This window comes from Sphingobacterium yanglingense, from assembly GCF_004363245.1.
Classification (GTDB): Bacteria; Bacteroidota; Bacteroidia; order Sphingobacteriales; family Sphingobacteriaceae; genus Sphingobacterium; species Sphingobacterium yanglingense.
This window is the reverse complement of the sequence record NZ_SNYV01000011.1, coordinates 222877-249490: the sequence shown is the minus strand read 5'-3', so window position 1 is coordinate 249490 and position 26614 is coordinate 222877. Positions and strand designations below refer to the sequence as shown.

Sequence of the window (26614 nt, the reverse complement as noted above, 5' to 3'; positions counted from 1 at the left end):
GTATCCCGTTATTGATAAATAATTAAATCTACATTAAAGCAGTTTCCGTCATCTGCCCAGGTATTGAGCTTGTACTTATTGGCAAAGAGCAATTCCAAACGACGCCTGCAGTTGATCAATCCGATCCCCTGCCGTTTCTTTCGCTGCGACTGTGGATCTATTTTGTTTTTCAGATAATAGACAACATGACCTTCAGCCAGCTTACGTTGGATGATAATAGGATCTATCCCCTTTCGGTACATACCATGCGTAAACATATTCTCTACCAGATCCAGCAGTACCGCGGGTACAATCCGCTGTCCCAGCGCCTGCCCCTCTGTAGTGAATCGAATATCCGCATGCGGTTGTTGCCATTTCATAATCTCTAAGTAGGCGTTTAGTGCTTCTATTTCTTTTGCCTCATCCATGATCGCGTTCTCGCTTTTCGTACTCTCGAGTTTGTAACGTACCAAATAAGACAAATTGGTCAATTGTGTGGCTAGGTCAGGATTTGCAGGATATGCTGCCCCTACCATATTGTTTAACGTATTATGTAAAAAGTGTGGATTCATCTGTGCCGATAGAAAGCCTATCTCAAGATCCCTCGCAGCTATCTCTTGCTGATACTTTGCTTCTTTCTCTCGCCATAATTCTTCCTGTGCATTTTTGTAACGTATATGGTAATAGATAAAGCCAGCAAAAATCATAATGCCCAAATACCTATTAAATATTAACAGCACCGTGCGTAGAGGGACTGTCACATTATCTTCCCAGTACAAAAAGGCTCTTGACTCAGGCGCTATGAGGTACAAAATCCAGATTACCAAGAGTAAAGACACCGCCGTAGAGGCAAGGATGATTGCGAATTTCAATAGTTTATTTGCGGTCTCCACCGTATAGTGATACACCAACAATAAGACATTCAAAAAGAACCACAATAAGCCCAGATGTATAAGCTGGTACATGACATTGTTTTGATCATTCGCCATATAATTCATTACAAGCGTCAGCAGGATATAGAAAGGCATAATCTGCTTTTGCAAACGGAGACTATTCGCCCACAGGTATTTAAGTTTCATATGTAAATAATTTGACTTTTATCTGTCATATGGAATACTCATGGGGTTTGTGCTTCGCCAAACATGAGTATTTCGTAAGATTTGGTTAGGTATAAAATCAGAAGATAACAAATAACCAAAATAAACCCAAATAAAATTCCTATAACCAACTACGTTTTAATACATTAAACTCTTCTATCACCATTGGATAAAGTTTATAACTCCACTTCTCCAATAGATAGCCCGACGACTCTAATTGGAGCAAACCGTAGCACTCGTGCAATTCCAAACCGTCTAAGAAGGCATTGTTTCCAACTGGTTGCTCTGCAGCCAAAAACCGATGCAGCATATTCCAGTTGGTCCATTGCTCGGGCCAGTGCAGGACAAACCTGCCTAGAAAAGCGAAAAGCCGATCGGAAGCACTTTGTATAAAAGTATGTCTATCTTTAAAGAGCGCAGCATAGATCGGTTTATCCATCTCGACGGCTATGCTGTCGGCACCACGACGCAAGAGCACGGGATATATAGGCAGTTGATAATAGCTGGCTAAAGTTGCTGCCCCCTTTGCCACACGGATCTCCTGGCCTAGGTAACTCACCTGAATGCTGCGCTCCGGCACCGATAAGTCGATGCCCTCCATGCCGTCAATGTATAGCAACAGCTGGTATCCTTCATCCAATAGGCGATACATTTTGCGCAAGGAAGACGGCTGCTGCGCATTCAGTAGCTGAAAGCGGTTATTTTCCGCAGCCTGCTCCATACGCTTCATCAATGCGGGGTATCTATACTGCCATTCTTTGAGCGACTGCGGCCCCACCAATAGCACATAAGGGATATTCGCATTGATCAGGATATAATTGATCAATTGAAACGGTCCAAAATGGTAGGTAGCAATAATCCCCTTCTCCCTCGATATCCTATCTACAAAATCCTGTAGACCATCTATGGGCAATGGGTAGTCCCCTTCGAATAGGTGGATATCATTTCCATTCAGGTACTGCTGTCCTTTATACTGTTGGTACAATGACAGATGCCTATGGGGTGGCATATTGGGCAAGAAATTAAATAAATTGGCAGACATCATCGTATAGCTGTTCAGGTTCTTGGGATTATCCCAGTCTATTGCTTCTGTTAAAGGTTTGGACCCATAGCCCAAACCTTTATTGCCGATCTGCATGCTCATCGATCCATAGGTATCGGATCCATCCCCGGCAGAATCACGTCGCAGATGTCGTCACTCTCCATAAACAATGTAGGCCTTGACCCCAACGATAAGGATAAGCCTTCCCCGTACGCGGTGGTCTTTCTGATGATAGCTCCAACCACTCTTTGCTGTGCATTTAACTTTACTTTGTTCATTACTTAAAAGTTTTAATTAACCAAAAGTTGAGCGCTCAACCGTTTTTTAGATCTAAAGCCAAACTAGCAACGGCTTACGTGATTCAAAGAATTTATCCACGAATGCCCATCAAAAATCCACGAACGATAGTTTTTATATCTCTTTTTGCACCACAAGTCACCCCCTTACTATTCAGATAGACGGCATTATTGGTCGCTGTATAGGTCAAAGTGCACGGCAGATGTCACCGCCGTCACTTGACAGCGGTAGACAAACCCGTGTTATTTGTAGGTTTTAAACAGCAAAGACCAAAGTTTAAACCTAAAGAACTATGAAGCGATCCGTGACATCCAAACTTCGGCATATCCTGGACAAAGTTGCGAGCATTAATTGTCTGGAGCGCCTTAAGCCTAACATGATACTCCGTGATAGTCAAACCAGCTACTGGAAGCACGGTACAGATGAGGCCATACTACAAGAGTTTGATACATTGGAAGTGTTTTTGAGCTGTCTGGACACGCTATTCCATGAAGAGCGTACGATTCCGATCAAAGTGAAGCTGTACGACATCCATGTACTATACGTCCTTGAGGCCAGCGCAGCCATCCGTCTATACGATACAAATGGCCACCTGATCAGCCAACAAGCCTGCGGTCGTGGTATGTACTACTACCTTCCTCCGGGTCATTATAGCCTAAAGATACCGGCCGGAAAAAGCCAGCTCTTCGGCTATTACTTCCAGAGCAAAACATTTCGCAAGAAAAACAAAAAGCCCTATGTATTCTTGCACGACCTATTGAGGGCTAGGCGAACACAACTGGAGGAAGTGGTGGTAAGCAGAGATTTTAAGGTTGGTAAACGCACCTGGATGTACATACATGCACTGTGCCGTGGCTTAAAAAAAAGAAAACTGAAAAATGAAAGTTTCGTCTTCGGTATTATCCACGATCTTATTGACCTATCGGCCGAGAAGATATCCGAAGAGGAAACCAAAATGAGCTATGATCTCAAGATAGCGATACAGGCGCGCAAGCTACTGGCCATGCACATCGAGGAGAAGGGCCAGGAAACGCAGATCAATCTGCTAGCCGATGACCTAAAGCTAGATCTAGACACCGTAAACCGCTATCATAAGCAACATTTTGGCAAATGCCTTCGCGAACTCCGTACGGATTTACTATTGACACGGGCACAAAAAGAACTTGACAAGGGAGTAAGCCCCAAGAACTGTGCTTACGAACTGCGGTACAACTCGCCCGAAGCCTTTTACCATTTTTTCAAAGACGCATCAGGTATGACAGCGACACAATATCTACAACGCTCCAAGCCCTAATCGCTATCAGTTCAAAAATCCGTGTTCTATCAGTTGCACCTTTTCATCTTGGCCTAACTTTGACGTAGACAATGACAGAAAAGAAATGAAAAAGATAAAAATGAAAAACGCCTTATTCCGGCCAGTCCGTGAGACACGAAAGAATTGTAGCTGACAATCGACAGAGCGACACTACGCAGCACAGAATGCTTTCGAACACGATAACGCTAAACATAAGTAAAGAGAAACATGATAACGTACAGTAATAAGCAGGCAAAAATCAATCGGGCAATTAGGTTTTCAACTTGGTATCGTTCGCACCTAAGTATACCTATTTATAATTTTACCGTATATGGTTATGCCGTACTCTATATGTACACTGCATCCAGTAAGTTGTGGGATATGGAAAACTTTATTAAAGGAATAGCAGATGTCCCTTATATTGGTAACTATGCACAGCCAATCGGCTGGGATGTCGTACAGTTGGAGATTTTATTGGCTATTGGTCTGATAATACCGCGTTTTCAAAGAAGAGCATTATTGGGCAGCACCATGCTCATAGGGATTTTCACCCTATATCTGGCGCTCATGATGTACTTTGTCCCTAACCACTTATGTAGTTGTGGTGGAGTAATCGAAAGTATGGGATGGAACACCCATTTAGCTTTTAATATACTATGGTTAATCTTAGGGCTCTGGTCTATCCGACAAAAAAACAACATTATTATATACCATTAAATATATTGACGTGGAAAATTCATTTAAAAACAAGGTCAAAGTGCTAGGTGGTGCACTATTATTAGGACTAGCTGTTGTTGGTTCGGCATTTACAACTGAAAAACAGGACAATAAGCCTGTAGAAAAAAAAGAAACTACCCAACAGCAACATCGGTTTTTCAACATATCAGGGAATCCATTAAGTACAAATCCCTTAGATTATGTATATGACACATCCGGGAGATGTGAAAGATCTGAAAAAGCTTGTTCTGCTCAATGGACACATACAGGTACTCCAACAAATGGCATGCATCCAAATGGAGCGAAAGTATCGGCTGACGACCTTGGCACATACATACCAAGTAACTAAACACTTTTAATTCACGAGCTGTCTTTATTTATGTAAGACAGCTCATAAAATTACTTTTTAATCTCTCTCTTCAGAAGGTAATAAAGCCTCCAACAGCCGTTGCTCCGCTTTATTACCTTCTAATTTTCTGAGTTCATTATTTTCATCTTTACTCACAAACACTTGATTTTCATCTAGAATAAATAGTGCTGGATAATACCTAATACCCAAGTCTTGTATCAACTTGTGTTCTTCTTCTTCTCCTCTTGTGTAAAGATTGACTGCTAAGCTATCGGTATAGATTCCAGATGCTACACTTCGATGCCACTTCTCCCTATCTTTGTCTATCGATATAGAAACGAAAACTACTTGATTATTGTATTTCATTTTAAGCCTGCGAAATGTTTGTTCATAAAACATACTACAGCCTGCACAGCCCGTAAACCAAAAATCTAAAAAGACAACCTTACCTTTAAAATCTGAGATTCGAACAATTTTCCCTGTTGCATCTTCTAGTTTATATTTCGAAAAGTCAATAGTATCTTTTGAGGGAAAATTTTCAGATTGCCCATACACAAATGAGTGAAACCCCATAAAAAGGGTTATTATTATTTTACTTAGAAAGTTCATACGCTATCTTGGATTTTGAGGTATTTTATTTATTAAAAGTTCATTTTCAGGAATCGTTAACATGTATCGACTTGAATTCGGCTCAATTTCATAACCAACTCCTTCCATCTCTCTTCTCTGAAAAACATGTTCGTGGGCTTCCTCCATGTTATATCGCCTGATATCTGTCCATCGAATCCCCCTAAAAGCAAGTTCCTTTCGCCTTTCCTCTTTGATAAACTCAATTAGATCAGTTCCATCTAGACTAGCAGGAATATCAACCTCGGTATAGCGATGCAGCATAAAGTATCCAAGATCTTCAGTAGCTTCATTAGGAATCCCCAACCTTGCACTACATTCAGCCCTTGTCAAATAAACCTCACCCAGTGCTATTCCTCCAAAGAGCGGACGTCCACCAGAGAAGCTTCCTCTAAACTTCACGAGGTCTCCAGCCTCTCGAAAATAAAGACTACGCCTTAAATCTTTTATAGAATAAGACGCATAAAGATCAGGAGCCACATTTAAGTTATCTCCAGAAGTTGCTCTATAATATCCCAACTCAGAGTGAAAAAGCACTTCCTTATTAAACAAGGGAATACAATAGCCCGTTGATTTGAAAGGTATATTATTAAAATCTAACAATTCCTTCTGTATCCTTATACAAGAATCTGTATACAATTTAGCTTCATTGTATTTTCGCATAGACAAAGTTACTCTTGCGAGCATTCCAAATGCTGCGGCTTTGTTAGGTCTTAGTTTATCAACATCAGAAGTTAATAGAAATCCTGAAGACTTTTTCAAATCTGTCAGCACCTGGTTATACGTTTCAGATACTGTACTCCTTTTTGCTAGATCATTTACGTTTGCATTCAGACGTAAAGGAAGACCATAACTCTCATATTCTACCATCCCATAAGGCATACAAAACAGCTGAGCAAGATTAAAAAAATCAAATGCTCTAAAAAACAGTGCCTGCCCTTTTATATTCTTGCTTTCATCGGTTACACCATTTTTATTTTCCCAAGCTTCTACTTTTTCAAGTACTATATTAGAAAGTAGAATCTTTTCATAAGTTGTCGTCCAGTCAAAATTAATTTTCTCAGTATTGTAAATATCCTTTAACCATAAATAAGTATTCCGTTCCGAATAAAGATCTAAGTTTTTCCAGACATCATTTTCTAAGAAAAAATCTCCTGTAGAAATTTCCTGTAAACCAGTCATATCGTTCATTACGTATGTGTTATCTAAAATAGCTTGTAAATCGTTTAAAGAACTCGCATCTACTAATGACTTGGAAGGTTTTACATCAAGCCAGGATTCACTACAAGAGCAAACCAACATTAAAAGCAGCAAAGCCGCCCAGTAAAAATCAGTTTTCATAATAATATATTCTAAGTTTAAAATTGTCCTTTGATCCCAAAAGAAACCTGTAAAGGTGTAGGATATGAATTACCGTGTGACGGTATATAATCTGGATCTAAATCTGTATTAGTAGCCTTCCAAAGTATACCAAGATTGCTTAATTGCATATAGACATTTAAGTGGCCATACTTTGACCTCTTCAAGTTTGGTATATCATAAGCTAATAAGATATCCTGAAGCCGGACATGATCTCCTTTCTCTATCAAAACCGACGAATACCTATAAAAGTCTTCTCGACCTTGAATTATCGGATACTGGATTGATGGTACATTTGTTTGTAGTTCATCACCACTTTTCCTCCATCGTAAATCATAATCCCGATGCGGGATAATATTTGCGCCTAATAGATTGGTATAATGAATAGAATTCCGCCTAAAATAATATCCAGCTTTATATGAAATTGTTGCGGATAGAGAAAAGCCAAAACAGCTTATCGTATTTATGAAGCTACCAAAAGATGTAGGCGTAGCCGAACCATAATACTGTAGATCTTCTATCTCTGTTTTCATGATACTGTTATAATCCTTACTTTTGAGACCATCTACATACCCAACTGGATCACCATTTTCGGGATCTAGCCCAGCAAAAGGCAAAGCGTAAACACTATAAAGAGGTCTCCCTTTTATTGGTATTATTCCTTTTCCATTGAGACCATCTGATGACAGAATTAGATTGTTATTCAACTGCAGATCATAATCAGTCACTTTTTCTCTAGCGAAACTCATTAATAAATTTCCTGTCCATGAAACACTATTATGCTTGGCATTCATATTTAACTGTAAATCCAAACCGTTACTTTTCATACTGGAATAATTCCCTCTATAACTCGTAACTCCTGAACTAGGTGCAAAGACAGCATTTCCGATTAGTCCTATTCCTTCTTTCTGCCAGAAATCTATGACACCAGTAATCCAATTTTCTTTACCCGAAAACTCGAGTCCAAATTTAGTTTGCCTTAACTTTTCCCATCGTAAATCTGGATTGCCGACAGTTCGTAAACTAGCGTAATTGCGGCCACTATATCTTGCAGAACTGACATATGAAAAAGTACTTATGCCGGTAGACCCTTTATCCAGGTTACCGCTGAAGCCATGACTCAACACAAGATGAAGTTTAGGGATAGCATCAAAATTGTAAAACCTTTCATCACTTAGTTTCCACTTACTACCGATAGACCATAGTGGCACAGTCTTTTGGTTAGCATTAATACCAAAATAATTAGAGCCATCGGCCCTAGCACTTGCTGTAAACACATATTTATCATGGTATACATACGATGCTAAAGCAAATGTAGAACGAAAACGATCAATACCGCCACCCAAGAACATATTAGTAGGTATTGAAGCATAACCAGAAGGGTTAACTTTGAAAAAACCGGTTGAATTTACAGGAATGGAAGTTGCTAGATTATCATCGTAGCCAAAATGAACGTAATAATCATTGGAGTTTGTCTGCTCATTAAGTTCAAACCCTCCTATCGCATTTATCTTGTGAGCACCAAAAGTCCGATCATAATTCAATTGAAACCTCAAATTATACCCTTGCTGATCATTGAAGAGCTTCTCTAGGTAGGCACCTTTAGGAATATTGTACGTTACGACTTCACCATTATCATTGGTTACCGCAAACCTATTAATCAAATCTCTTGTAAAAAATGAATTCTCTGGATGCAGTATGCGTCCATCAGATTTAGACTTTTGGAACTGGTATTTGGCCTCAAAACCAAATCCTTTTCCAAGACGAAAGTCAGCTCCAGCAAAAAAGCGGGAATTGTTTTCAAACGTCAGGTTTTCTGTTAGCCCTAATTCGTCAAGAGGGACAAATGACCAGTCTTCAAAACTATGATTCACTGCATCATCAACAAAACTCTTACGATAGTAATAATCAATAGTCTGTGGAGTACCAGACGCGTCTACAAAAGACATATAGGAAAAATTACTTTCATTTCGTTGGATAATGGAATTCAAGGTATTGTCTACATTTTTTTTGGTGTTTATTAAATAAACCCCACTCTTGACACGTAGCCAATTGAATACATCTTGCTCTATATATGAGCTTATAGTAGAACGATTGTTACTATTAAATTTCTTTTCGCTCTCTTTTCTATCAAAACCGACAGATACGTAATACGATGACTTTCCACTTCCACCAGATATATTTAAAGCATATTGCTGCGCTCTAGAGGGCTGATAAAAATGCCTAAGTAATCCATCTCTACTATCCATATTACTTAGTTCAGCAAGCATCCGTAGTGAATCATTTGATGAGATAAGTCCATTATTCATAATCTCAACAGCAGGGGAAACGACAGGATATGTAATAGTATTATTAAGGGCCGATTGGTATTTACCTTTATCAAATAAAAACTTCTCGACTTCAATATAAGACTTCGAAGAGAGGAAGTACGGATTGTAATACAAATCTGGCTTTGACGAAAAAGAGTTATTTGCATTAAACCCTATCTTTGACCTACTGTCCTTTTGTCCAGTCTTAGTTGTGATAACAATTACACCATTACCTGCCCGCGCCCCCCAAATAGATGCTGCCGATGCATCTTTTAATATAGTTACATCAGCGACATCGTTTGGATTTATAGATGCGATATCTCCTTGATAAGGAAAATTGTCCACAATGATTAATGGTTGATCATCGGTATTAATACTATTTCTTCCTCTAATATTTATATCCAGTTTTCCATTTACGGTATTAGATGAGTTTGCATTAAAAATTAAACCATTGGAGATTCCATTAAGTCGAGTTAACACATCAGGAGTGACACGATTTTGAAAAATCTGTTTTATTGGTTGAGAAAAGCTCCCCGTAGCTCGTTCCTTTGGTATCTTCTGGTATCCGGTAGATACCACTTCCACTTCTTCGATCTGTTTTTCACCAGTCTGTAGGGCGATATTTAATGTAGTAGACGTATTCTCATAGGCAACGCGTTGCTCCTTGTATCCGATGTGTTTTATTAGTAATACCCCTGTAGGCTTATCTACGCTGATCGTAAACCTCCCCTGCTTATCCGTGCGCGTATGCTTCTTATCTACAGAGACCGAAACTCCTTCGATAGCCTGCCCATCGGCAGCCGAGCGGATCTCACCACGAAGCAAGGTTTGAGTTAGGCCTTTGGCCTCCTGCCCGAGAGCAGGAGGAGCCAAAAGGCTACTAAACAACACACAGAATACTATTAACAATACGTCACTGCGCAGTGTCCCGAATTTACTTCGGGAATACCGCCCTAGCGGTAGAAGCAGTCTATCTCGCAATCTACTTTTACTTTCTTCTATTGGGCGACCAGAACGGTCTTGATAACTCGTTAACACGTTAACTTGTTCACCTTTCCCAAAGGGCAGTCCTCTCCCACCCCTAAAAAATTGTCTCATTTTTTTGGTTCATTAGGTGTGGCCTAATGAGGGCGGATCAGAGCGTCTCTTTTATCAACAATCTACAGGTACCTGATCCTTGATCAGGCCACACGTTTTAATAAAAAATTGATTAAATGATTATCTCGGATGTGCTAAGAAGGTAATTTAAGTTTGTATAATCGGTATATAATACACATCACAAGAATAGAAAAGTCATGCTAGATGACTAAGGTTAACGAAGCTACTCCGGACCTTTAATGATGTTTTTGTACTGTTCTCTTTTTGTTTTCATTGCTTTTATATTTCTATTTCGGGGAGAAATCAGCAGAACATAAAAGCGGGCATAAAAAAAGCCACCCTTTTGCTTGCTCTGCCGAGAAGGCGTAGGACAGCCACTGTCTTTCGACAGCCGAACACAGAGCAAGCAGGATGACCCGTCTTATGACTATGCAAAGATAGCACAAGACAAAGTCCTTTCCTACTCATTGTGTTCGAATGTCCTACTTTTCCCCACAATTTCTTTCGGATAAAATATCTACATATTGTATACTACTTTATATCAAAACCTTAATTTCATCAAATTTACACATTATGTATCAAATAAACAACAAAATGTATTAAAACATTCTATTTAAATATTTTTAGAAATATCACAAATAGAATCATGTCTATAGAAAAGAAAGTTGCTAAGCAAAAGAAATTAACGGCATTTGGTGAATATCTAGCAGTAAGATCTGTAAACAAGTCTGACGTGGCGAGGAAAGTGGGCATTAGCATTACACGAATAAATAGATTGTGCTATGATGAAAAAACATATTTAAGATCATATGAACTACAATTAATAGCTTTAGCCATAAACGTTGAACCAACTCAAATGCACAAAGACCTTTACGGTCACTTAAAACTAAAAGAAGAATTTTCTCCTTCCGAGAATGTAATCAATAACATTACAAAAGAGCTTACTGAAAAGAAAATAATAAGTCAGCTTGGTCTTACTGCCCAAGATATCAAACGTATATCAGAGCTTCTTCCTTTCTGCCAAGAAGAGAGGGTAGAGTCGGAAATCCTTTCTCACTTAGGACTAAAGCGTAAAAGTTCAAGAATGACCGCATCGATAAAAGCCTGCGTCGAGACAGGTTGGCTAAAAATGCGACAAAAAAACACAGAAGAAGGTTTCCTTTCCTACTACATCATTACAGAACAGGGGAAAAAGATTATGGAATCGGAAAAATAGAAACGATAATTCTAGAGTCCATAACCATTTCTATATATTGAGTTTGATTGGTATTAGCTATTAATCCTATCTGTCTTTCGTTTATAAAAAAAAATTTATTTTTATCGACTAATAAACACTAATAGATGTATAATTACAAAAATCTCGCTGATCGGGACCTTGTCTCTCTCTTAAAAACAGGTGATAGAGAAGCCTTTGCGCAGATTTATGAAAGATATGCGATGATACTTTATTATAAAGTGAATCAAGTTCTCAGAGATGAAGAAGCATCGAAAGATATAATTCAAGAACTCTTTACGTATGTATGGGAAAAGTCTGACAAACTCAAAGAGGACCAAAACCTATCTGGATATCTTTACATTGCATCTAGAAGTCGCGTCCTTAATTTAATAAAAAAAGGAAATACCAGGAGCGATTATTTGACGGAAGTAGCTAATTATAGCGACAATATAACGGATGAAACTACTGAAAAACTTGATGAGAAAGAACTCTTTCTGTTGGTAGCTTCAGAAATTGCTAAACTTCCAGAGAAAATGCGTGAAGTATTTCAACTTAGCAGAATTGAGGATCTATCCCATAAAGAAATTGCAGAACGATTAAATATCAGTGAAACAACAGTGAAAAAGCAAGTACAAAACGCTTTAAAGATATTAAGGGATAGACTATCAAAATTCAGTTCATATGGATTACTTCTTCTAATCTTTATTAGAGAATAATCCTTTCATAACCTAAAATAGTAGATTAAATTAAAATTTATTTAATTTAATCTACTCCCAAACATCCTCTCATCTGTATATATAGTATATCGGACTACTAACCAAGTAATGAAGTGAGATGGATAAAGATTACGTAAAAAAAATTATACATAAATACCTTTCGGGCAAAGCAACCCCCAAGGAACGACGACTTATTGAGGAATGGTATGCCTATAAAACCATATTTCCAACGGATAAAAACCAGGAGGAAAACTATGAACGTATCAAATCTGAAATGTGGACTTCTTTAGAACCAAACATTTATCGGCCTAGGATACGAAAAGCGAAATGGTTTGCCTATGCAGCTGCTATACTTTTTGTGTGTGGTATTTCGAGCCTTTACGTCTACAAAAATTTTGTTAAAACTTATACTGTCCAAGATTATGCTGGTAGCGTTATAGCTCCAGGTAAGTCGGGTGCGACCCTGACATTGGCTGATGGATCCAATATTAACTTAACGAATGTAAATGTTGGACAAGTTGCCCTAGAAGAAGGTGTCTCTATCTCAAAATCTAAAGATGGCTTTTTGGAATACCGCATAATACAAGATAATACGAACAAATTGTCCTCAAGATATAACATATTGGCTACATCAAATGGAGAAACCTATCAGATCCTACTTCCCGATGGTTCAAAAGTATGGTTAAACTCTGCTTCTAGCTTAAGTTTTGATTCTAATATAGGCCGTGAAAATTATAGAAATGTCAAACTCAAGGGTGAAGGCTATTTCGAAATTGCAAAATCACCCAAACCGTTTATTGTTGAAACAGAATCGCAGAAGGTTGAAGTATTGGGCACACATTTTAATATCGATGCATATGGCGAAAAACATGGCCTAATAAAAACAACGCTTGCAGAAGGCAAAGTAAAGGTAGAATCCAAGATGGGTGAAAAAATATTATCTCCTGGCCAACAGGCAGTCAACAACAATGGGCAGTTAACTATGCGAAAGGAAGATCTAGAAGCCGTACTGGCCTGGAAAAATGGTTTCTTCAAATTTGATGGTACGCTAGCAGACGTGATGCAGTCCATAAGTCGGTGGTATAATGTAGACATTAGCTACGATGAAAACGTACCTAGAGAATTAAGTCTATGGGGTTATGTTTCTAGATCCAATGATCTAATATCTGTTCTAAAGCAGCTGGAAAGAACCAATAAGATCAAATTTGAAATACAAGGCAGAAAAGTAAGGGTCTTACCTAATATAAATACTATCCATATGAAAAATTAGAAAACACGCATTTAAATTGACTCCTGACAGCAAAAAACCGCAAAGTGTGCTACCACTTTACGGCTAGTAGGGTTAAATACCGCTATCAGTTTATTCACCTGTTCTGATAAATTAATCTGAATTATTACTAATCATTAAACCCCAAAACAAAAGTATGAAAAAAAATGCTTTGATGCACTTGCGGCGCTATAGACCATGGCTCCCTAAAATGTTATTAATTATGAAACTTACTTTTTTATTCATGACAGTTTTATTTGTTCACAGCTATGCAAGCTCTTATGGACAGAACGTCACTATAATGGAAAAAAATGCCACTCTCGAGACTGTTGTAAAACAACTAAGGCAACAAACAGGCTTTGATTTTCTTTTGGACAAGGAGGCACTCTCGGTATCAAAAAAAATAAATATCCAAGTCAGAAATGTAAGCCTACAAGAGGTATTAAAACTCATCTCGAAAGAACATGGGTTAAGCTTCACCTTAGAGGGCAAATCTGTTGTGATAACTAAACGTATAATGGCTTCGTCCACCAAAAACTTGGATAGTAATAACAACGTTCGCCAACAGGGATTAGCAGGTCTTGTCATCGATGAGAAAGGAACTCCTCTTATTGGAGCTACCGTAAAAGTGAAAGGCAGCACTCTGGCATCCGTTACAGATAACAAAGGATTTTTTCGCTTTGAAAGACGGGAAGTCGGTGATATTCTGGAAATAACTTATGTTGGATATAAAATAAATGAAACTGCTGTCACAAGCGGCCAACTCGCGCAGAAAGAGTATTTCATAATACACATGAAGCCACTGACGGAAAACCTGGAGGAAATCACCATTGTAAATACAGGCTATCAGAAAATAAGCCGAGAAAACGTAACCGGATCGGTGACCACTATAGGTAGCAAAGAACTTGGCAGAAGAAACGCCGTGAATATCATGGAAAATCTTGAAGGAGTGGTACCCGGTTTGGTGCAGTATCAGGGCAAAGCCAGCATACGCGGTGTAAGCACACTAGATGCAAATGCAAATATATTGATCGTTGTCGATGGACTCCCTATTGAAGGATCTGTCAGCGACCTGAACCCTTACGATGTGGAGAGTATAAGCGTACTGAAGGATGCAGCCGCCGCCGCGATCTATGGTGCCCGAGCTTCTAATGGGGTCATTGTAGTCACTACTAAAAATGCTCAGGAAAAAGGAAAAACCGTTGTGGAAGCTGCCGCAAACCTGACTTTAACGCAAAAACCTGATTATAGCTACAATAATTATATGACCCCCAGTCAACAAGTAGAATGGGAAAGTAACTATTATAAGTGGTGGTTTTCGGGAGGTAATGGCTCTGTTGCTAACCCCATAAATCAATTGGAAAGCGATATAAACACAGGTAATCCCATATCGCCTATACGGTATGGCTATTACCAGTTAACCAAAAATGAAATTTCACAAACACAATTGGACGCTATTTTAGACAGCTACAGGCAAAATGATTTTGCTAAAGAATACCGGGAGCATGCTTTATTAAAGGGAATTGGGCAACAGTATAATCTGGCTTTGCGAACCAACAATGGACGAACACAAAATAATTTAGTCATCAACTATACTTCCAATAATCAAGGCATTATCAATGCTTTTGATAAACGGATCAATCTTCATTACAAAGGTACGTATACACCTGATAAATGGCTTGATATCAATTATGGTGTGAATAGCGTAATTGGAAAAACCAGAGCACATAACAGCCAATTTGCAACTACTCCATTTAATGTTCCGTCATACTATAGATTATTAAACGATGATGGTAGCCGGGCATATTACACTACAAATAGATTTAACGCATACAACAATATATTTGAGACTATTCCAGGACTGTATTCGGCAGATTTTAATCATCTAGATGAACTGGAACGTGACTTTAAGAACACCTCTTCTCTTCATACTCGTTATTATGTAAACATGGATATCAGACCTATAAAAGGACTTATATTGAGTCCTATGTTTCAGTATGAAGATATTCGAACGGATATATCGGGGTATTCGGAAGCGGAAAGTTATACCATGCGCTGGCTACAAAATGTGTACACTAAAACTGACGGAACCTATAGTGCAATGCTGCCTAAAGGAGGTAAACTGAATACCTCAGCGATAAGAAGTCCTAACTACACTGCTCGTATGCAAGCTAATTATGATCGTAGCCTAGACGATCACCGAATTATAGCTTTAGCAGGTTTTGAGATACGTCAGACTCGTAATTATGGCCAACATGGAATTTTGTTGGGATATGATGACCAGCTTCAGACTCAGTTTACAAACAATGTGAACTTTAATGACCTTTTCAACAGAAACATGGGGACATTCTGGAATATGAACTACCCAACAAGACAATACCACTTCTTTGAAGAACTATCTACTATGGGATTAGAGCGGGACGAAATGCATCGATTTGCCTCAGGTTATGCCAATCTCACCTATAGCTTCAAACAGAAATATAATCTATTTGGATCTCTGCGCAAGGATTATGCAGACCTTTTTGGTGGAGACGAGCGTTATCGAGGAAAACCCCTTTGGTCAATGGGGGCATCTTGGGTCGTATCCAATGAAGATTTTATAAAGTCTCACACTTGGATTAACTATTTAAAGCTTAGAACATCTTACGGTTTAACAGGGAATATTAAAAATGTAACAGCGCGCTTAGCCGCGACCTCGGGAACGAATAATCTGACGCAACTTCCGAACGCTACAGTATCAAACCCACCTAATGATCAATTGCGCTGGGAAAAAACGGCAACAACCAATGTCGGTGTTGATTTTTCAACATTTGACAACCGTCTAAAAGGGACACTAGACTGGTACCATCGGAAAGGAACAGATCTATTTGCTGTAAAAAGAATGGACCCCTCAGAAGGTTTCAATTCAATGATTATTAACAATGCAAGCATGGTAAACAAAGGACTTGAATTCAGTCTTAGTTATGATTGGATGAGATCAGAAAGTTTATTTAGATGGACGTCTCAGCTCACCGGTGCATGGAATAAAAACAAAATTACCGAAGTGGATGAATTGACCAGAAATCCAATTACATTGGCTGGGGGAGGCTCTTACAAAGTTGGATATCCGGTAAACTCAATATTTTCTTTCCGCTTCGCAGGATTGGATGATATGGGTATGGCCCAGTGGTTTAATACAGCTGGTATTCCTACAAAAACAACCCTCGGCCCTACAGAGGCTGAAGCTATCGCATACTCGGGTAGTGAAGACCCTAAAGTCAATATCGGATTTAACAACGATTTTTCATACAAAGGCTTTGATATTGGTATATATGCCATATATTATGGAGGGCATCATTTTAGAGCTAGACCTGTCCCACTACCCTATCAGATGCCTAATTATGGTTCATTGCCATCCTATCTATTGGAAAGTTGGTCGCCTACGAATAAAGATACAGATGTACCGGGAAGTGGTGAATTCTATCAAATCCCTGCTACTAACCAATACTATTATTCGGACAATCTGATTCGTAAGGCCGATTTCATAAAAATCAGAAACATTGTATTTGGTTATACAGTCCCACAACAGATTAGTTCGAAAGTAAGAGCTAATAACTTAAGGATACGTCTCCAACTTAATAACCCCAAATCAATATGGATAAAACAGAACGATGTACATATAGATCCGGAGACAGGTGGCTCACCTATTCCGACTTCATTTGTATTTGGTGTTAACGCTAATTTTTAAAAAAATGAAAACAAGATTATATATATATAGTTTATGTAGCATACTGCTACTAAGTACAGTTATCAGCTGTGCAAAATACACGGACTTTGTACCAAAGGGACAGAACCTATTGGATCGGGTAGAGGATCTTGACCAATTGCTCAACGTACAGTATTCTGGGAGTACATTTAATATGAATCGTCTTTCACTGATAGCAAATGACATGTATCTTCTGGCTTACAATGTCCCAAATGTGATATCATCGAATGTAGTCACTATGGACAAGGTATTGCTGACCTATGATGAAACTGCTGATCGGGCAGCACTGACCCCGACCGATGGTCGCTATGATGGTCTTTACAAAAACATCGCCATGGTCGCTAATATTGTATTGACGAATGCAAATAGTGCAAAAGGTGATCAAAAATTATTAACACAACTGAAAGCTGAAGCTTACGTGTTAAGGGCTTTCATGCACTACCTCTTGGTCAATATGTATGCTAAGGCCTATGATCCAAGTACTGCAGCCACTGATGGTGGCATCCCCTATGTCAAAGACATAAACTTTGAAGAGGTTAATACTAAAAATACCGTCAAGGAGGTGTATGATAATCTCTTAGAAGATGTAGACGCTGCCTTGGCATTAAATACGTTGCCCGACCAACCCAAGAACAGTATGCGAGTAGGTAAAGGATTTGCTTATGCGGTGAAGGCCAAGATACTGCTATCTATGCGCAACTACAGTGAAGCGCTCATAGCCACAAATGAAGCGCTAAAGTATAATAGTACTTTAGAAGATCATAGACCCTTATTAGCTGAGCCTGTACTAGAGAAAAGAACTTTAACTCGCTCTGGCTTAAAAGCTCCAGATAACCTATTTTATGCCTTTTCGAATACCTTTGACCCTTCAATACTCACGCCCACCTATGAAATTCTCAGTGACTATTACGAGCCTGGAAATATTATTAAAGATAGAACTAACGTCTACAATTATCAGTTTGGATTTCTATACGTAGGTCTACAAAATATTCCTGCTTGGATAGCTCAGTTATACGAGTCGAACAGTGCGGGATTGACTGTTTCAGATCTAGTTATGATGAAATCGGAGTGTTTGATAAGGACAAATAAGATAGCTGAGGGTATGGCAGAAATTGAAAAAATCCGCGTACGGCGCATTGATCCTGCAGTCTATGTACATCTCTCAGCGAGTGACGAAGTACAAGCTATGGCTCATCTCAAAAAGGTATCCAGGATTGAGTTCCTATTCACCTGGAGAAATTTTGTCAACATAAAAAGATGGAACAGTGAAGGTACATATGCTGAAACAATCCGTAGGACAATTAATGGAAAGACGTATACATTAACTCCGAATTCCCCATTATGGATTTTACCATTCCCGCAGAGCGCGACTCAATTTAATGAAACACTTACCCAGAATTATTAAAACAACAAAAATGACAAATAAAATAATGCTTTTAATAGTGTCAATCTGCACACTATTTTTAAATACCACTTTTGGCCAAAACAATGGTAAACTAGGTGTCGGTGATATCGCTCCTGAAATCCGCTTTTCAAAGTGGTTAAAAGGTCCTCAATTTAATAACTTTGATCCTCAACAGGTATATGTTATGGAGTTTTGGGCAACATGGTGTGGTCCCTGTAAAGCAGCAATGCCTCATCTCACGGAATTACAGAAACGGTACAACGGAAAGGTCACTTTTGTAGGAGTCAATGTATGGGAGAAGATTTCTAAGGGAGAAAGCTATGAAACCGTCGTGCCTAATGTAGAGAAATTTGTGAAGGGAAATGATGCTAACATGGGGTACACAGTGATCGTCGACGACAAGGAACAATATATGGGCAACAATTGGTTAAAGGCGGCCGGTCAAAATGGTATACCAGCAAGCTTTATCATAAAAGATAATCGTATTGTGTGGTTGGGTCATCCACAAGGTATAGATGCTGTTTTACCAAAGGTACTTGACGGGAGTTTTGACGCAGAATCTTTTAAGCTTGAAGCCGATAAAGCTGCTCAAAAGGAACGGGAGTTTATGGAGGCACGTATGGCTCTTCTCAATCCTATACAAGAAGCATTGGCGGCTAAAGATTTCGACAAAGCGTTTATTCTTATGGATAAATTAATTGCAGATAAACCTGACTTCAAAAAAATGATGGATTTGACAAGATTCAAAATTTTAGTGAACGAGGTAAGTGAGAAAGAGGCTGTTCTCTTTGCAACGAAATCTTTAGCTACAAAAGACATAACACCTCCACTTATATTGAGTGAAGTCTATAAAGTAGAGGGTCTTTCCTCAGAAACTTATCTGTGGGTAACTGATCTATTCCGAGAAGACGAAGAAATTAAAAATCCACTAGTTGCAGATGCGCTAGCTACATGTTATGCAAAAGGAGATAACTTTGCTAAGGCGATAAACATGGAAAAGAAAGCTATCGAAATTGCTGAACAAGCATTAAAAGACGGCACGATGGTGGGAACTGTTATGGATTATACCGTCGAAGAATACAAGAATAAGCTTGCACTTTATAAACAGGGAAGATTAAAATAATCCTTAAGTTTATTCAAACATAACACTGTACTATTTATAATTATGAGCGCTCCCTATTATGATTGGGAGCGCTTATAATAGGCAAAAAAATCAAATATCTGACAAATCTATCTTCGATTTCAAACCCTATAAATTAGACACAATAGTTCTTCTTCAATTTATTTTTTTTCGCATCATGATGTCAGTCTGCCGATCATCCCCTAATACAAAAATGTGTTTATCAAATTCTATAAATCCGTTCTTCAGATAAAAACGTATAGCCCGTGGGTTCTCTTCCCATACCCCCAACCAGACATAGTCTACCTCTTTTTCGTGAGCAATATCCATAGCCTTTTCAAACAGCAACTGCCCCACCTTATGCCCATGATAGGCTGCAAGAACATAGATACGTTCAATTTCAAGGCTGTGACTATCCTGTAACTCTGTTTGCGAAGCACCGAGGTTGATTTTTAGGTAACCGATTACCTGATTATCACGCATTGCAAAATAAAATGCAGCGTGTTCGTTACTTAGCTCTTCACTTAACTTACTGATAGAGAACCCTTCTTCCAGGTATTTTTTCATATTCTCTGCAGAATTGCTCTCCGAGAAAGTTTCAGAGAATGTCTCTCGCCCTATTTTTTGAAGTTGGGCGATATCAGCTAAACTCGCCTTTTTGATTATTATATTTTTCATTCTGCTCTTTTTCAATTTTAATCTGAGGTCTTAACTACAGTTTGCTAAACATTCCACTCGTAGTTGATCCATTCATTGTTTTGATTCGCACCCAAACGCTCATAAAACCGTTTACCGCCTTCATTCCATGGTGCTACAGTCCATTTGATCTGACCACAGTTATTTTGCACAGCCTCCAGTTTCAATGCCTCCATCAATTTTTCACCAACTTTTCTTCCCCGATACTTCGCCTCAACATAAAGTTCTTTCATATAAATGGCCGGCTGGTTCTGAGCAGTATAAGGGAGGAAGTAATAAACCAGCATACCTGCGATTTCATCACCCGATTCTGCCACCAAACAATAGAAGTCAGGATTATCTTTTCTAAATCCCTTCTCCCTCACAATTTCTGGAGTTATGGCAAAAACATCGATATACTTCTCGAAAATGGCCAGATCCCGCATCAGCCCCCACAGCCTTTCGCTATCTGATTCTACTGCTTTGCGAATGTTGATTTGCTTGTGTGTCATAAATTTTGTTATTCTTTCACACAAAACTATCCAGTTATTGGTATATATTGATAGTCCATCATAAATAAACTGGGTAGTCCAATTAAAATATCATCCAAGCGAAATCTATAACCGAAATCACCAACGAATTTTAAATAACTATTGATATATTGCAGTGTTTTTAATGTAAACGTACAATGGATTCCTCAATTGATGATCACATATTTACGGAGATTAAACTAAGTGCGGAAATGCACAGAGCAATCTATTTACAGTTAGCCGATGAGATTCTTCTTTTAATAAAAAAAGGAATTATCAGGAGCAACCAAAAGCTCCCTTCATCCAGGAAGATAGCCCACCTATTGAATCTGAACAGAATCACAGTCACCAAAGCCATAAGCGAACTACAGACCCAGGGTTGGTTGGAAAGCTTTGTGGGCCGTGGGACATTTGTATCCAATCATATTCCGGACTTAGAACCCGAACAATTACGAAATGGCACCAATGCAACGAAAGCCCAAAATATTGCAGGTTTTGAGCTTAATGAGCTGCATTACCTGGTAAATCCATACTTTGTACCTGTAGCGGAACTCCATCTCGATGATGGCTATCCAGATCCTAGGCTAGCGCCTATCAAAGAATTGTACAGGGCATATCGCAATCAGCTTTCTAGAGGAGGTATATACAATAGGTTTGGAAGCTACAACTCTCCTGATGGGCCTGATGATTACAAAGAAGCCTTATCCCAATACCTCAATGAATCTAGAGGATTAAAGACTAAAGCTGAAAATATTCTGTCTGTACGAGGAACGTTGATGGGCATAAATCTAGTCTGCAATGCGCTGATCAGTCCGGGAGATGTTATTGTATCCGGAATACCGGGGTGGCAACGTGCAGAGCATAATTTTATCCACGCCAGAGCTAGGCACATAGGTATTTCAGTAGACGAGTACGGCATTGTAGTAGATGAACTACGGGAGATATGTAAGAAAACTCCGGTGAGGATGGTGTATGTCACGCCCCACCACCACTACCCGACCACCGTTTCGCTAAGGATAGATCGGAGATTAGAATTGTTGCGATTAGCAAGTGAATACGGCTTCATTATATTTGAGGACGATTATGATTTTGATTTCCACTACAACAATCGCCCACTGATGCCACTTGCCAGTGCAGATGAAAATGGTATGGTAATCTATTGTGGTTCCTTTAGCAAAAGCTTTTCGCCGGCATTTAGAATGGGCTATCTGGTGGCATCCGAAAATGTAATTGCGCACTTAGCCAATATTCGGATTCTTTTGGATAGGCAGGGCGATCATATATTGGACAATGCAATGGCACAGATCTTAAATGACGGCACGATACAACGGTATTTGAGAAAGGCTTCTAAAATCTATGAAGAGCGGCGAGATTATTTCTGTAGCTTACTTACACAGAATCTCACAAATGCGGTTGAATTTGCTATACCAGATGGAGGAATGACAATATGGGCACGATTTGACGAAAAAATAGATCTGGAAAAACTTGCTAAAATAGCGTACAAAAAGGGGCTATATTTTTCCGATGGCAGTATTCATAAGTACGCCAATTTTAACAAAAATGCGACCAGGCTTGGATTTGCTTCTGCAACAAAAGAAGATCTACAGAGCAGTGTTGCTATTTTAAAAAGCCTGATCGCATAATAATTTTTCCTAAATATCTAGTGGAAGAAAGTTGAGTAAACTACAGCCGTTTATTGCTTAGCCTTCTCCATGAGTTCCCTAATATCTTCCTCGGAGGGAAATTGGCCGCCCTGCATCTGCAGCAACAAAGTAGCGGTGGCCGCTATTCGATTTTGAGGCAAATGATCCCGTTCTCCTGCTGCTATAGATTTCTCTACAATCTGACAAGCTATTGTATGATGACCGTTATCCCAGAACATGCCTGCCACTTTATAGAGATAATATAACTCCATCTGGCTCATACCGAAAAATTTGTCTGCAGCTTTAAACAATGCTTTGGTTACAACTCCATTATTATCGGAAATGGGATAATAAGGACTGATGGCTAGAATGGCCAATAAGGGATTAGGTGTTGTACTACGTTGCGTGATTCGATGCACAAAATCAGCTAGGGTATCGCTATTTCCTTCTCTTGCATATAATTTATACCCCTCTGAAACAACATCCAATATAGGTGCGGCTGGTACTTGTAGTCCTCTATCAATATCTTTCTCAATCAGCGCTTTCAGCTTTATAGTATCTCCTCCCTGCTCCAATGTCTGGTAAAGGCGATAGGAGATATCCGAATAGAGAGCCTCCGCATGTTTGGCCTCCAGCAACTCTACCGCCTCTCTATATCGTCCCATCTGTGTCAGCACCGTACTCATAGTAGATATAGCCTCCCTATTGTCCTGATCTTTGGACAGCAGAGTATCCAGTACGGATAGGGCCTTTTCGTAATCTTTTGAACGGATCAACCCACGTACGATTGTCATGCGGTCCTGCTTGCGTGCCTGCTCCAGATGTTGCAGACTAAATGTCCTGTTGATCAACATCTCGATCACTTCTGTCGTCAGCTCGTTGGGATGGGGCATCCATATGACCTTGTTATTCTGAATGACTATGGTATGGGGAAGCGCATTGATCCGCCCAGGAATAAGCCATTGTCTGGAGAAGTCACTGCTGGCACCGCCAGCATATGCGACACGGTAAGCCATATCGTCTCCTTTGCTCTCGACAAAATTTTCCACTTTTTTGAAATCATTCTCCATGCTGCTCTGACCGATGATAACAATATCCTTTCCATAGGTACGGTGCAGTTCATTCAGATGTGGGATAGCGGCTAAGCATGGACCACACCACGTAGCCCAGCACTCAACGATGTAGGTCTTTTCTTTATCAAAACTGGTGATGGGAGTCCCCTGTAACCAAGTGACCTCCGGATAACGGTCAACTTCGGATCCTATTCCAAAAGTGGGCTTTTGAACTGTATTTTGCGCCTGAAGCATTGTCATCCAGCTCGTTAATAGAACGAGTAAAATTTTCTTTGTTTGCATAGTTAAATAGCTTTTTTGATCATATATCAGTGGGTACCCAAAGAATCTCTCCTTTCTCTATTCGAACCAACATCTGCTTCAAATCTTCTTGATCTCTAATGGGGGATTTTTGTATGGCAAGATTCATGAGATGCAACGCTTCTTGGCGGTTACCCAATCTGTAATTAAGAAGCCCTCGGACGACTAGTGCAGATATATCTAAGTGGGCTGGAACTGTGTCCAACCAAGACTTTGCAGTCGATAGAGAAGAAGAATCACCACAATGATAAAACACCTGGTAAGCGTAACCTAATAGCTCGTTCGAATCAATACCTGACCTTAAGTCGCTATGATGCCGCTCAACAGTATGAACAAAAGCTGAAAACTGTCGTTGGCTCAGATAATAGTCTATTCTCGCTTTGACCAATAATTCAAAGGAATATTTTTGATATTTCTTTTCGATTAATCTATCTACATCATCCAATGATGAAGAGCCGCTAGATTGCTTATAAAGGCCTATAATTTCATTGGTGATTAGGCTTTTGACCTTTCTTTCTATATTAAGATAAACGCTTTGATCCTTTGAATTCTCTGACATAACGTAATCCCACAAATAGGGAAAAACTGGATCCGCTGTTGTATCAATAAACGGTATAGAATAGGTCAACTCCTGTAAGGAATTGCGTTCTACTGGTGTAGATCTCTGCCAAAATATCCTGAATAAACTGTCTGCACGATCCATTTCATAGGCATCCCGTGCAGCATGGAACGCGCTAACATAATCTCCCTGTGTTACATCTTTCTTTTTTAGTTTATGAAGCAGCGTGTAGTATTGTTGTGATGGCTCTAAAGCATTTTTGGATATTCGCAAAAATTCAGGGATAGCTACTGCACCGACGCTCCGATGAACTAATTCACCATTCGGATCAAAGAAAAGGAATGTTGGATAACTTCGAATCTGGTATAGATGTATCATCTCTCGTGCATCTGCATACCAGGTACGAACAGCATCGGAATCATTTTTGGTAGAGTCCATCTGAATTTTGACTGCTATAAAATGTGTATTGATATAGTCGCCAACTTCTGGTTTGGAAAAGACTTCAGAAGCCATCAGCCGGCAAGGATGACACCATGTAGTGTAACAATCCACTAAGATCATTTTGTTTTCTGATTTTGCCTTTTGAATTACTTCTTTCCAGTCTTTGGCTTTAATGAAGTCTACTCCCTGACTTTGGGCATAGGTTTTGGTTTGCATTAAAACGAAAAAAATGAGCCATATTTTGTTAAACAACGCTGCTTTCATATTATTCCTCATCTAATTTATTTTGGATCCCATAGCCTCAATTTTTCCGAAACCTGTCCAGACCTTCACTATTTCGGTAAGATCACCTGATACTTCATTCATCTGAACTAAATAAAGCTTGCCTTCTTTGGTCAATTCATTCCAAGTAGCCACGAAAAGGAATTGATTTGTTGGTTTATAAATCTCCATAGCAGTAATCACTTCCTGCCCAGGAGAAATAAATCCAGCATCTCCAAAAATAGCAGTAGTACCTTTAACCATATCCACCTGAATCTTTCTGATGGTCTGTCCATCGCTATAAAGTGCAAATGAATTTAAATTACCTACGCTAAATAGATCTGCCACCCTTATATTCGCTGCGCTACTGACATCTACGTTGGCCAAGGCACCGTTGTCTTCGTTTAGAATCATTAGGTACCTTCTGTCCGTCTCTACTTTATCGGTAAATATTCCCCAAGAGCTCAACACGAGCTCTTCATAATAATCAGAGACAATGGGGTATCCCTGCCCTCCAAGTAACATTTTTCGTCCTGTATTTTCAGGACTAAAAAGGGATAAATCGCCCTTTTTAGTAAAAGGACGCCCTACTATCGATCCCTCGCTCATCAAGATGTAACGACCATTCAACTGATCATAAAAAAAGTCATTATAAGAACCTGCTATTAAATAAGGAGCGGCTTCATATCCTTTGCTATCCGGGGAGATAATCTTGCTATTAAAAAAATTGCCGCTTCCACGGTACACATCGGTACCATTGACAAAAGCTTTGCCATTATTAATATACGACTTAGCATCCTTTACAAAGGGAGCATCTGATGCATTGAAAAAAAACTGATTAAAATGTCTGTTTATTTTAAAAGTAGATGCGCTGACAGCGAGCATATCATCTGTTGTTAAAAGGATAATTTCGCTATTTTTCCGTTGGATCTGGCGTGCCGTACCCGAAAGGTTTTCTAAATTGCGAGTATATAAAAGATCCCGGTATACTAATTCGGGCACATTACTGCCGGAGATAAAAGTGTTGGAGCTCACTAAGCTCAGATCGAGAATGCCGTCTTTGTTTTCGAAGACTAACCAACCTGACGGTACCGCATCCTGCTCCTGCACTGTGAGATTGTATACGGCCAATGCCGTAATGCCATTCTTAGGTTCTTTGACCTGAAGTTCGATAAAGTACGAACCTGGTGCATTAGCTATGGTCTCTTCTAATTTGTCTGCGGTAGATAGGGTGTCAATAACGCCTCTTCCTGAAGCTAAATAGATGCGCCAGAGGAAAGACAGGGTGCCGTGATCTCCTTTGAAAGTAATTTTGGGCGCCAATGCTAATGTAGCATTCTGCTCGACACTAACTCGACCTACACCGGTAGTATCGATTGAAAAAGCAGGTAGTTCTATATAATTGTAGTTTCCGTTATCCTTTTTACACATTGGAAACAATATTGTCCCAGCTAAAAGTAAAAAGTATATATAACATGTAGTTTTTTTCATAATT

The 26614-nt window shown here is 39.3% G+C and carries 21 protein-coding genes; 10 read left to right on the top strand and 11 right to left on the bottom strand.

Features of this window, described 5'->3' with window-relative positions:
- Positions 1–8 precede the first annotated feature (8 nt).
- From CLV99_RS03200 to CLV99_RS03190, 3 genes are all read right to left on the bottom strand, one after another.
- Positions 9–1058, bottom strand: coding sequence for a sensor histidine kinase (locus CLV99_RS03200; protein ID WP_133583042.1), 1050 nt, complete (start codon positions 1056–1058; stop codon positions 9–11).
- Positions 1059–1197: 139 nt separating this feature from the next.
- Positions 1198–2220 carry a lysophospholipid acyltransferase family protein gene (locus CLV99_RS03195; RefSeq protein WP_133583041.1) on the bottom strand — a complete coding sequence of 341 codons (1023 nt, stop codon included), beginning with the start codon at positions 2218–2220 and terminating at the stop codon, positions 1198–1200.
- Complete coding sequence (locus CLV99_RS03190) at positions 2217–2396, bottom strand: hypothetical protein (RefSeq protein WP_133583040.1); 180 nt, start codon at positions 2394–2396, stop codon at positions 2217–2219. Before CLV99_RS03190 ends, CLV99_RS03195 begins: the two co-directional genes overlap by 4 nt.
- A gap of 311 nt (positions 2397–2707) precedes the next feature.
- Between CLV99_RS03190 and CLV99_RS03185 the strand changes: the two genes are divergently transcribed.
- The 3 genes from CLV99_RS03185 to CLV99_RS03175 all read left to right on the top strand — a co-directional run bounded on the left by CLV99_RS03185 (position 2708) and on the right by CLV99_RS03175 (position 4775).
- Positions 2708–3709 carry a helix-turn-helix domain-containing protein gene (locus CLV99_RS03185; RefSeq protein WP_133583039.1) on the top strand — a complete coding sequence of 334 codons (1002 nt, stop codon included), beginning with the start codon at positions 2708–2710 and terminating at the stop codon, positions 3707–3709.
- Between the two features lie 228 nt (positions 3710–3937).
- Complete coding sequence (locus tag CLV99_RS03180) at positions 3938–4426, top strand: MauE/DoxX family redox-associated membrane protein (protein ID WP_133583038.1); 489 nt, start codon at positions 3938–3940, stop codon at positions 4424–4426.
- A 10-nt stretch (positions 4427–4436) separates the two neighbouring features.
- Complete coding sequence (locus CLV99_RS03175; protein WP_133583037.1) at positions 4437–4775, top strand: hypothetical protein; 339 nt, start codon at positions 4437–4439, stop codon at positions 4773–4775.
- Positions 4776–4832: 57 nt separating this feature from the next.
- Here the strand turns inward: CLV99_RS03175 and CLV99_RS03170 are convergent, their stop codons facing one another.
- The 3 genes from CLV99_RS03170 to CLV99_RS03160 are packed head-to-tail and all read right to left on the bottom strand — an operon-like array spanning position 4833 to position 10168.
- Positions 4833–5384, bottom strand: a complete 552-nt coding sequence (locus CLV99_RS03170; protein ID WP_133583036.1) for a TlpA family protein disulfide reductase — start codon at positions 5382–5384, stop codon at positions 4833–4835.
- Between the two features lie 3 nt (positions 5385–5387).
- On the bottom strand, positions 5388–6743 hold the full coding sequence (locus CLV99_RS03165; RefSeq protein ID WP_133583035.1) for a RagB/SusD family nutrient uptake outer membrane protein: 1356 nt from the start codon (positions 6741–6743) through the stop codon (positions 5388–5390).
- A gap of 17 nt (positions 6744–6760) precedes the next feature.
- On the bottom strand, positions 6761–10168 hold the full coding sequence (locus CLV99_RS03160) for a SusC/RagA family TonB-linked outer membrane protein (RefSeq protein ID WP_133583034.1): 3408 nt from the start codon (positions 10166–10168) through the stop codon (positions 6761–6763).
- A 646-nt stretch (positions 10169–10814) separates the two neighbouring features.
- Here CLV99_RS03160 and CLV99_RS03155 point away from each other — a divergent pair.
- The 6 genes from CLV99_RS03155 to CLV99_RS03130 all read left to right on the top strand — a co-directional run bounded on the left by CLV99_RS03155 (position 10815) and on the right by CLV99_RS03130 (position 19640).
- The gene (locus CLV99_RS03155) at positions 10815–11384 is read left to right on the top strand and encodes a helix-turn-helix domain-containing protein (protein WP_133583033.1); all 570 of its coding nucleotides are present in this window, start codon (positions 10815–10817) and stop codon (positions 11382–11384) included.
- Positions 11385–11509: 125 nt separating this feature from the next.
- Positions 11510–12100, top strand: coding sequence for an RNA polymerase sigma factor (locus tag CLV99_RS03150; RefSeq protein ID WP_133583032.1), 591 nt, complete (start codon positions 11510–11512; stop codon positions 12098–12100).
- A gap of 118 nt (positions 12101–12218) precedes the next feature.
- Positions 12219–13370, top strand: a complete 1152-nt coding sequence (locus CLV99_RS03145; RefSeq protein ID WP_133583031.1) for a FecR family protein — start codon at positions 12219–12221, stop codon at positions 13368–13370.
- A 220-nt stretch (positions 13371–13590) separates the two neighbouring features.
- Entirely contained in the window at positions 13591–17094 is a 3504-nt protein-coding gene (locus tag CLV99_RS03140; RefSeq protein WP_162849998.1) for a SusC/RagA family TonB-linked outer membrane protein, read from the top strand.
- A 4-nt stretch (positions 17095–17098) separates the two neighbouring features.
- Positions 17099–18517: a RagB/SusD family nutrient uptake outer membrane protein gene (locus CLV99_RS03135; RefSeq protein ID WP_133583029.1), complete on the top strand. Its 1419-nt coding sequence runs from the start codon at positions 17099–17101 to the stop codon at positions 18515–18517.
- 10 nt (positions 18518–18527) lie between these two features.
- Positions 18528–19640, top strand: a complete 1113-nt coding sequence (locus CLV99_RS03130; protein WP_162849997.1) for a TlpA family protein disulfide reductase — start codon at positions 18528–18530, stop codon at positions 19638–19640.
- A gap of 153 nt (positions 19641–19793) precedes the next feature.
- On the opposite strand, the gene CLV99_RS03125 is transcribed toward CLV99_RS03130, so the two are convergent.
- Together CLV99_RS03125 and CLV99_RS03120 are read right to left on the bottom strand one after the other, a co-directional pair.
- Positions 19794–20315 (bottom strand): GNAT family N-acetyltransferase, encoded by a 522-nt coding sequence (locus tag CLV99_RS03125; protein WP_133583027.1) that lies wholly within the window; start codon positions 20313–20315, stop codon positions 19794–19796.
- A 44-nt stretch (positions 20316–20359) separates the two neighbouring features.
- Positions 20360–20824, bottom strand: a complete 465-nt coding sequence (locus CLV99_RS03120) for a GNAT family N-acetyltransferase (RefSeq protein WP_133583026.1) — start codon at positions 20822–20824, stop codon at positions 20360–20362.
- Between the two features lie 230 nt (positions 20825–21054).
- Here CLV99_RS03120 and CLV99_RS03115 point away from each other — a divergent pair, with 230 nt between their 5' ends.
- Positions 21055–22485, top strand: a complete 1431-nt coding sequence (locus CLV99_RS03115; protein WP_211348399.1) for an aminotransferase-like domain-containing protein — start codon at positions 21055–21057, stop codon at positions 22483–22485.
- Between the two features lie 50 nt (positions 22486–22535).
- Here CLV99_RS03115 and CLV99_RS03110 read toward each other — a convergent pair whose 3' ends face one another.
- Genes CLV99_RS03110 through CLV99_RS03100 form a run of 3 tightly spaced genes read right to left on the bottom strand, consistent with a single transcriptional unit; the run spans position 22536 to position 26550 of the window.
- Entirely contained in the window at positions 22536–23840 is a 1305-nt protein-coding gene (locus CLV99_RS03110) for a redoxin family protein (protein WP_133583024.1), read from the bottom strand.
- Positions 23841–23859: 19 nt separating this feature from the next.
- Positions 23860–25134: a thioredoxin family protein gene (locus tag CLV99_RS03105; protein ID WP_133583023.1), complete on the bottom strand. Its 1275-nt coding sequence runs from the start codon at positions 25132–25134 to the stop codon at positions 23860–23862.
- The gene (locus tag CLV99_RS03100) at positions 25135–26550 is read right to left on the bottom strand and encodes a PKD-like family lipoprotein (RefSeq protein WP_162849996.1); all 1416 of its coding nucleotides are present in this window, start codon (positions 26548–26550) and stop codon (positions 25135–25137) included.
- Positions 26551–26614 lie beyond the last annotated feature (64 nt).

Bases quoted from the DNA above. Each gene is read 5' to 3' on its own strand.
- CLV99_RS03195 (WP_133583041.1), bottom strand. From the start codon at position 2,220: ATGAGCATGCAGATCGGCAATAAAGGTTTGGGCTATGGGTCCAAACCT.
- CLV99_RS03140 (WP_162849998.1), top strand. From the start codon at position 13,591: ATGAAACTTACTTTTTTATTCATGACAGTTTTATTTGTTCACAGCTAT.
- CLV99_RS03145 (WP_133583031.1), top strand. From the start codon at position 12,219: ATGGATAAAGATTACGTAAAAAAAATTATACATAAATACCTTTCGGGC.
- CLV99_RS03110 (WP_133583024.1), bottom strand. From the start codon at position 23,840: ATGCAAACAAAGAAAATTTTACTCGTTCTATTAACGAGCTGGATGACA.
- CLV99_RS03155 (WP_133583033.1), top strand. From the start codon at position 10,815: ATGTCTATAGAAAAGAAAGTTGCTAAGCAAAAGAAATTAACGGCATTT.
- CLV99_RS03180 (WP_133583038.1), top strand. From the start codon at position 3,938: ATGATAACGTACAGTAATAAGCAGGCAAAAATCAATCGGGCAATTAGG.
- CLV99_RS03200 (WP_133583042.1), bottom strand. From the start codon at position 1,058: ATGAAACTTAAATACCTGTGGGCGAATAGTCTCCGTTTGCAAAAGCAG.
- CLV99_RS03150 (WP_133583032.1), top strand. From the start codon at position 11,510: ATGTATAATTACAAAAATCTCGCTGATCGGGACCTTGTCTCTCTCTTA.
- CLV99_RS03135 (WP_133583029.1), top strand. From the start codon at position 17,099: ATGAAAACAAGATTATATATATATAGTTTATGTAGCATACTGCTACTA.
- CLV99_RS03100 (WP_162849996.1), bottom strand. From the start codon at position 26,550: ATGTGTAAAAAGGATAACGGAAACTACAATTATATAGAACTACCTGCT.
- CLV99_RS03125 (WP_133583027.1), bottom strand. From the start codon at position 20,315: ATGAAAAATATAATAATCAAAAAGGCGAGTTTAGCTGATATCGCCCAA.
- CLV99_RS03105 (WP_133583023.1), bottom strand. From the start codon at position 25,134: ATGAGGAATAATATGAAAGCAGCGTTGTTTAACAAAATATGGCTCATT.
- CLV99_RS03160 (WP_133583034.1), bottom strand. From the start codon at position 10,168: ATGAGACAATTTTTTAGGGGTGGGAGAGGACTGCCCTTTGGGAAAGGT.
- CLV99_RS03130 (WP_162849997.1), top strand. From the start codon at position 18,528: ATGACAAATAAAATAATGCTTTTAATAGTGTCAATCTGCACACTATTT.
- CLV99_RS03120 (WP_133583026.1), bottom strand. From the start codon at position 20,824: ATGACACACAAGCAAATCAACATTCGCAAAGCAGTAGAATCAGATAGC.
- CLV99_RS03115 (WP_211348399.1), top strand. From the start codon at position 21,055: ATGCACAGAGCAATCTATTTACAGTTAGCCGATGAGATTCTTCTTTTA.
- CLV99_RS03165 (WP_133583035.1), bottom strand. From the start codon at position 6,743: ATGAAAACTGATTTTTACTGGGCGGCTTTGCTGCTTTTAATGTTGGTT.
- CLV99_RS03170 (WP_133583036.1), bottom strand. From the start codon at position 5,384: ATGAACTTTCTAAGTAAAATAATAATAACCCTTTTTATGGGGTTTCAC.
- CLV99_RS03185 (WP_133583039.1), top strand. From the start codon at position 2,708: ATGAAGCGATCCGTGACATCCAAACTTCGGCATATCCTGGACAAAGTT.
- CLV99_RS03190 (WP_133583040.1), bottom strand. From the start codon at position 2,396: ATGAACAAAGTAAAGTTAAATGCACAGCAAAGAGTGGTTGGAGCTATC.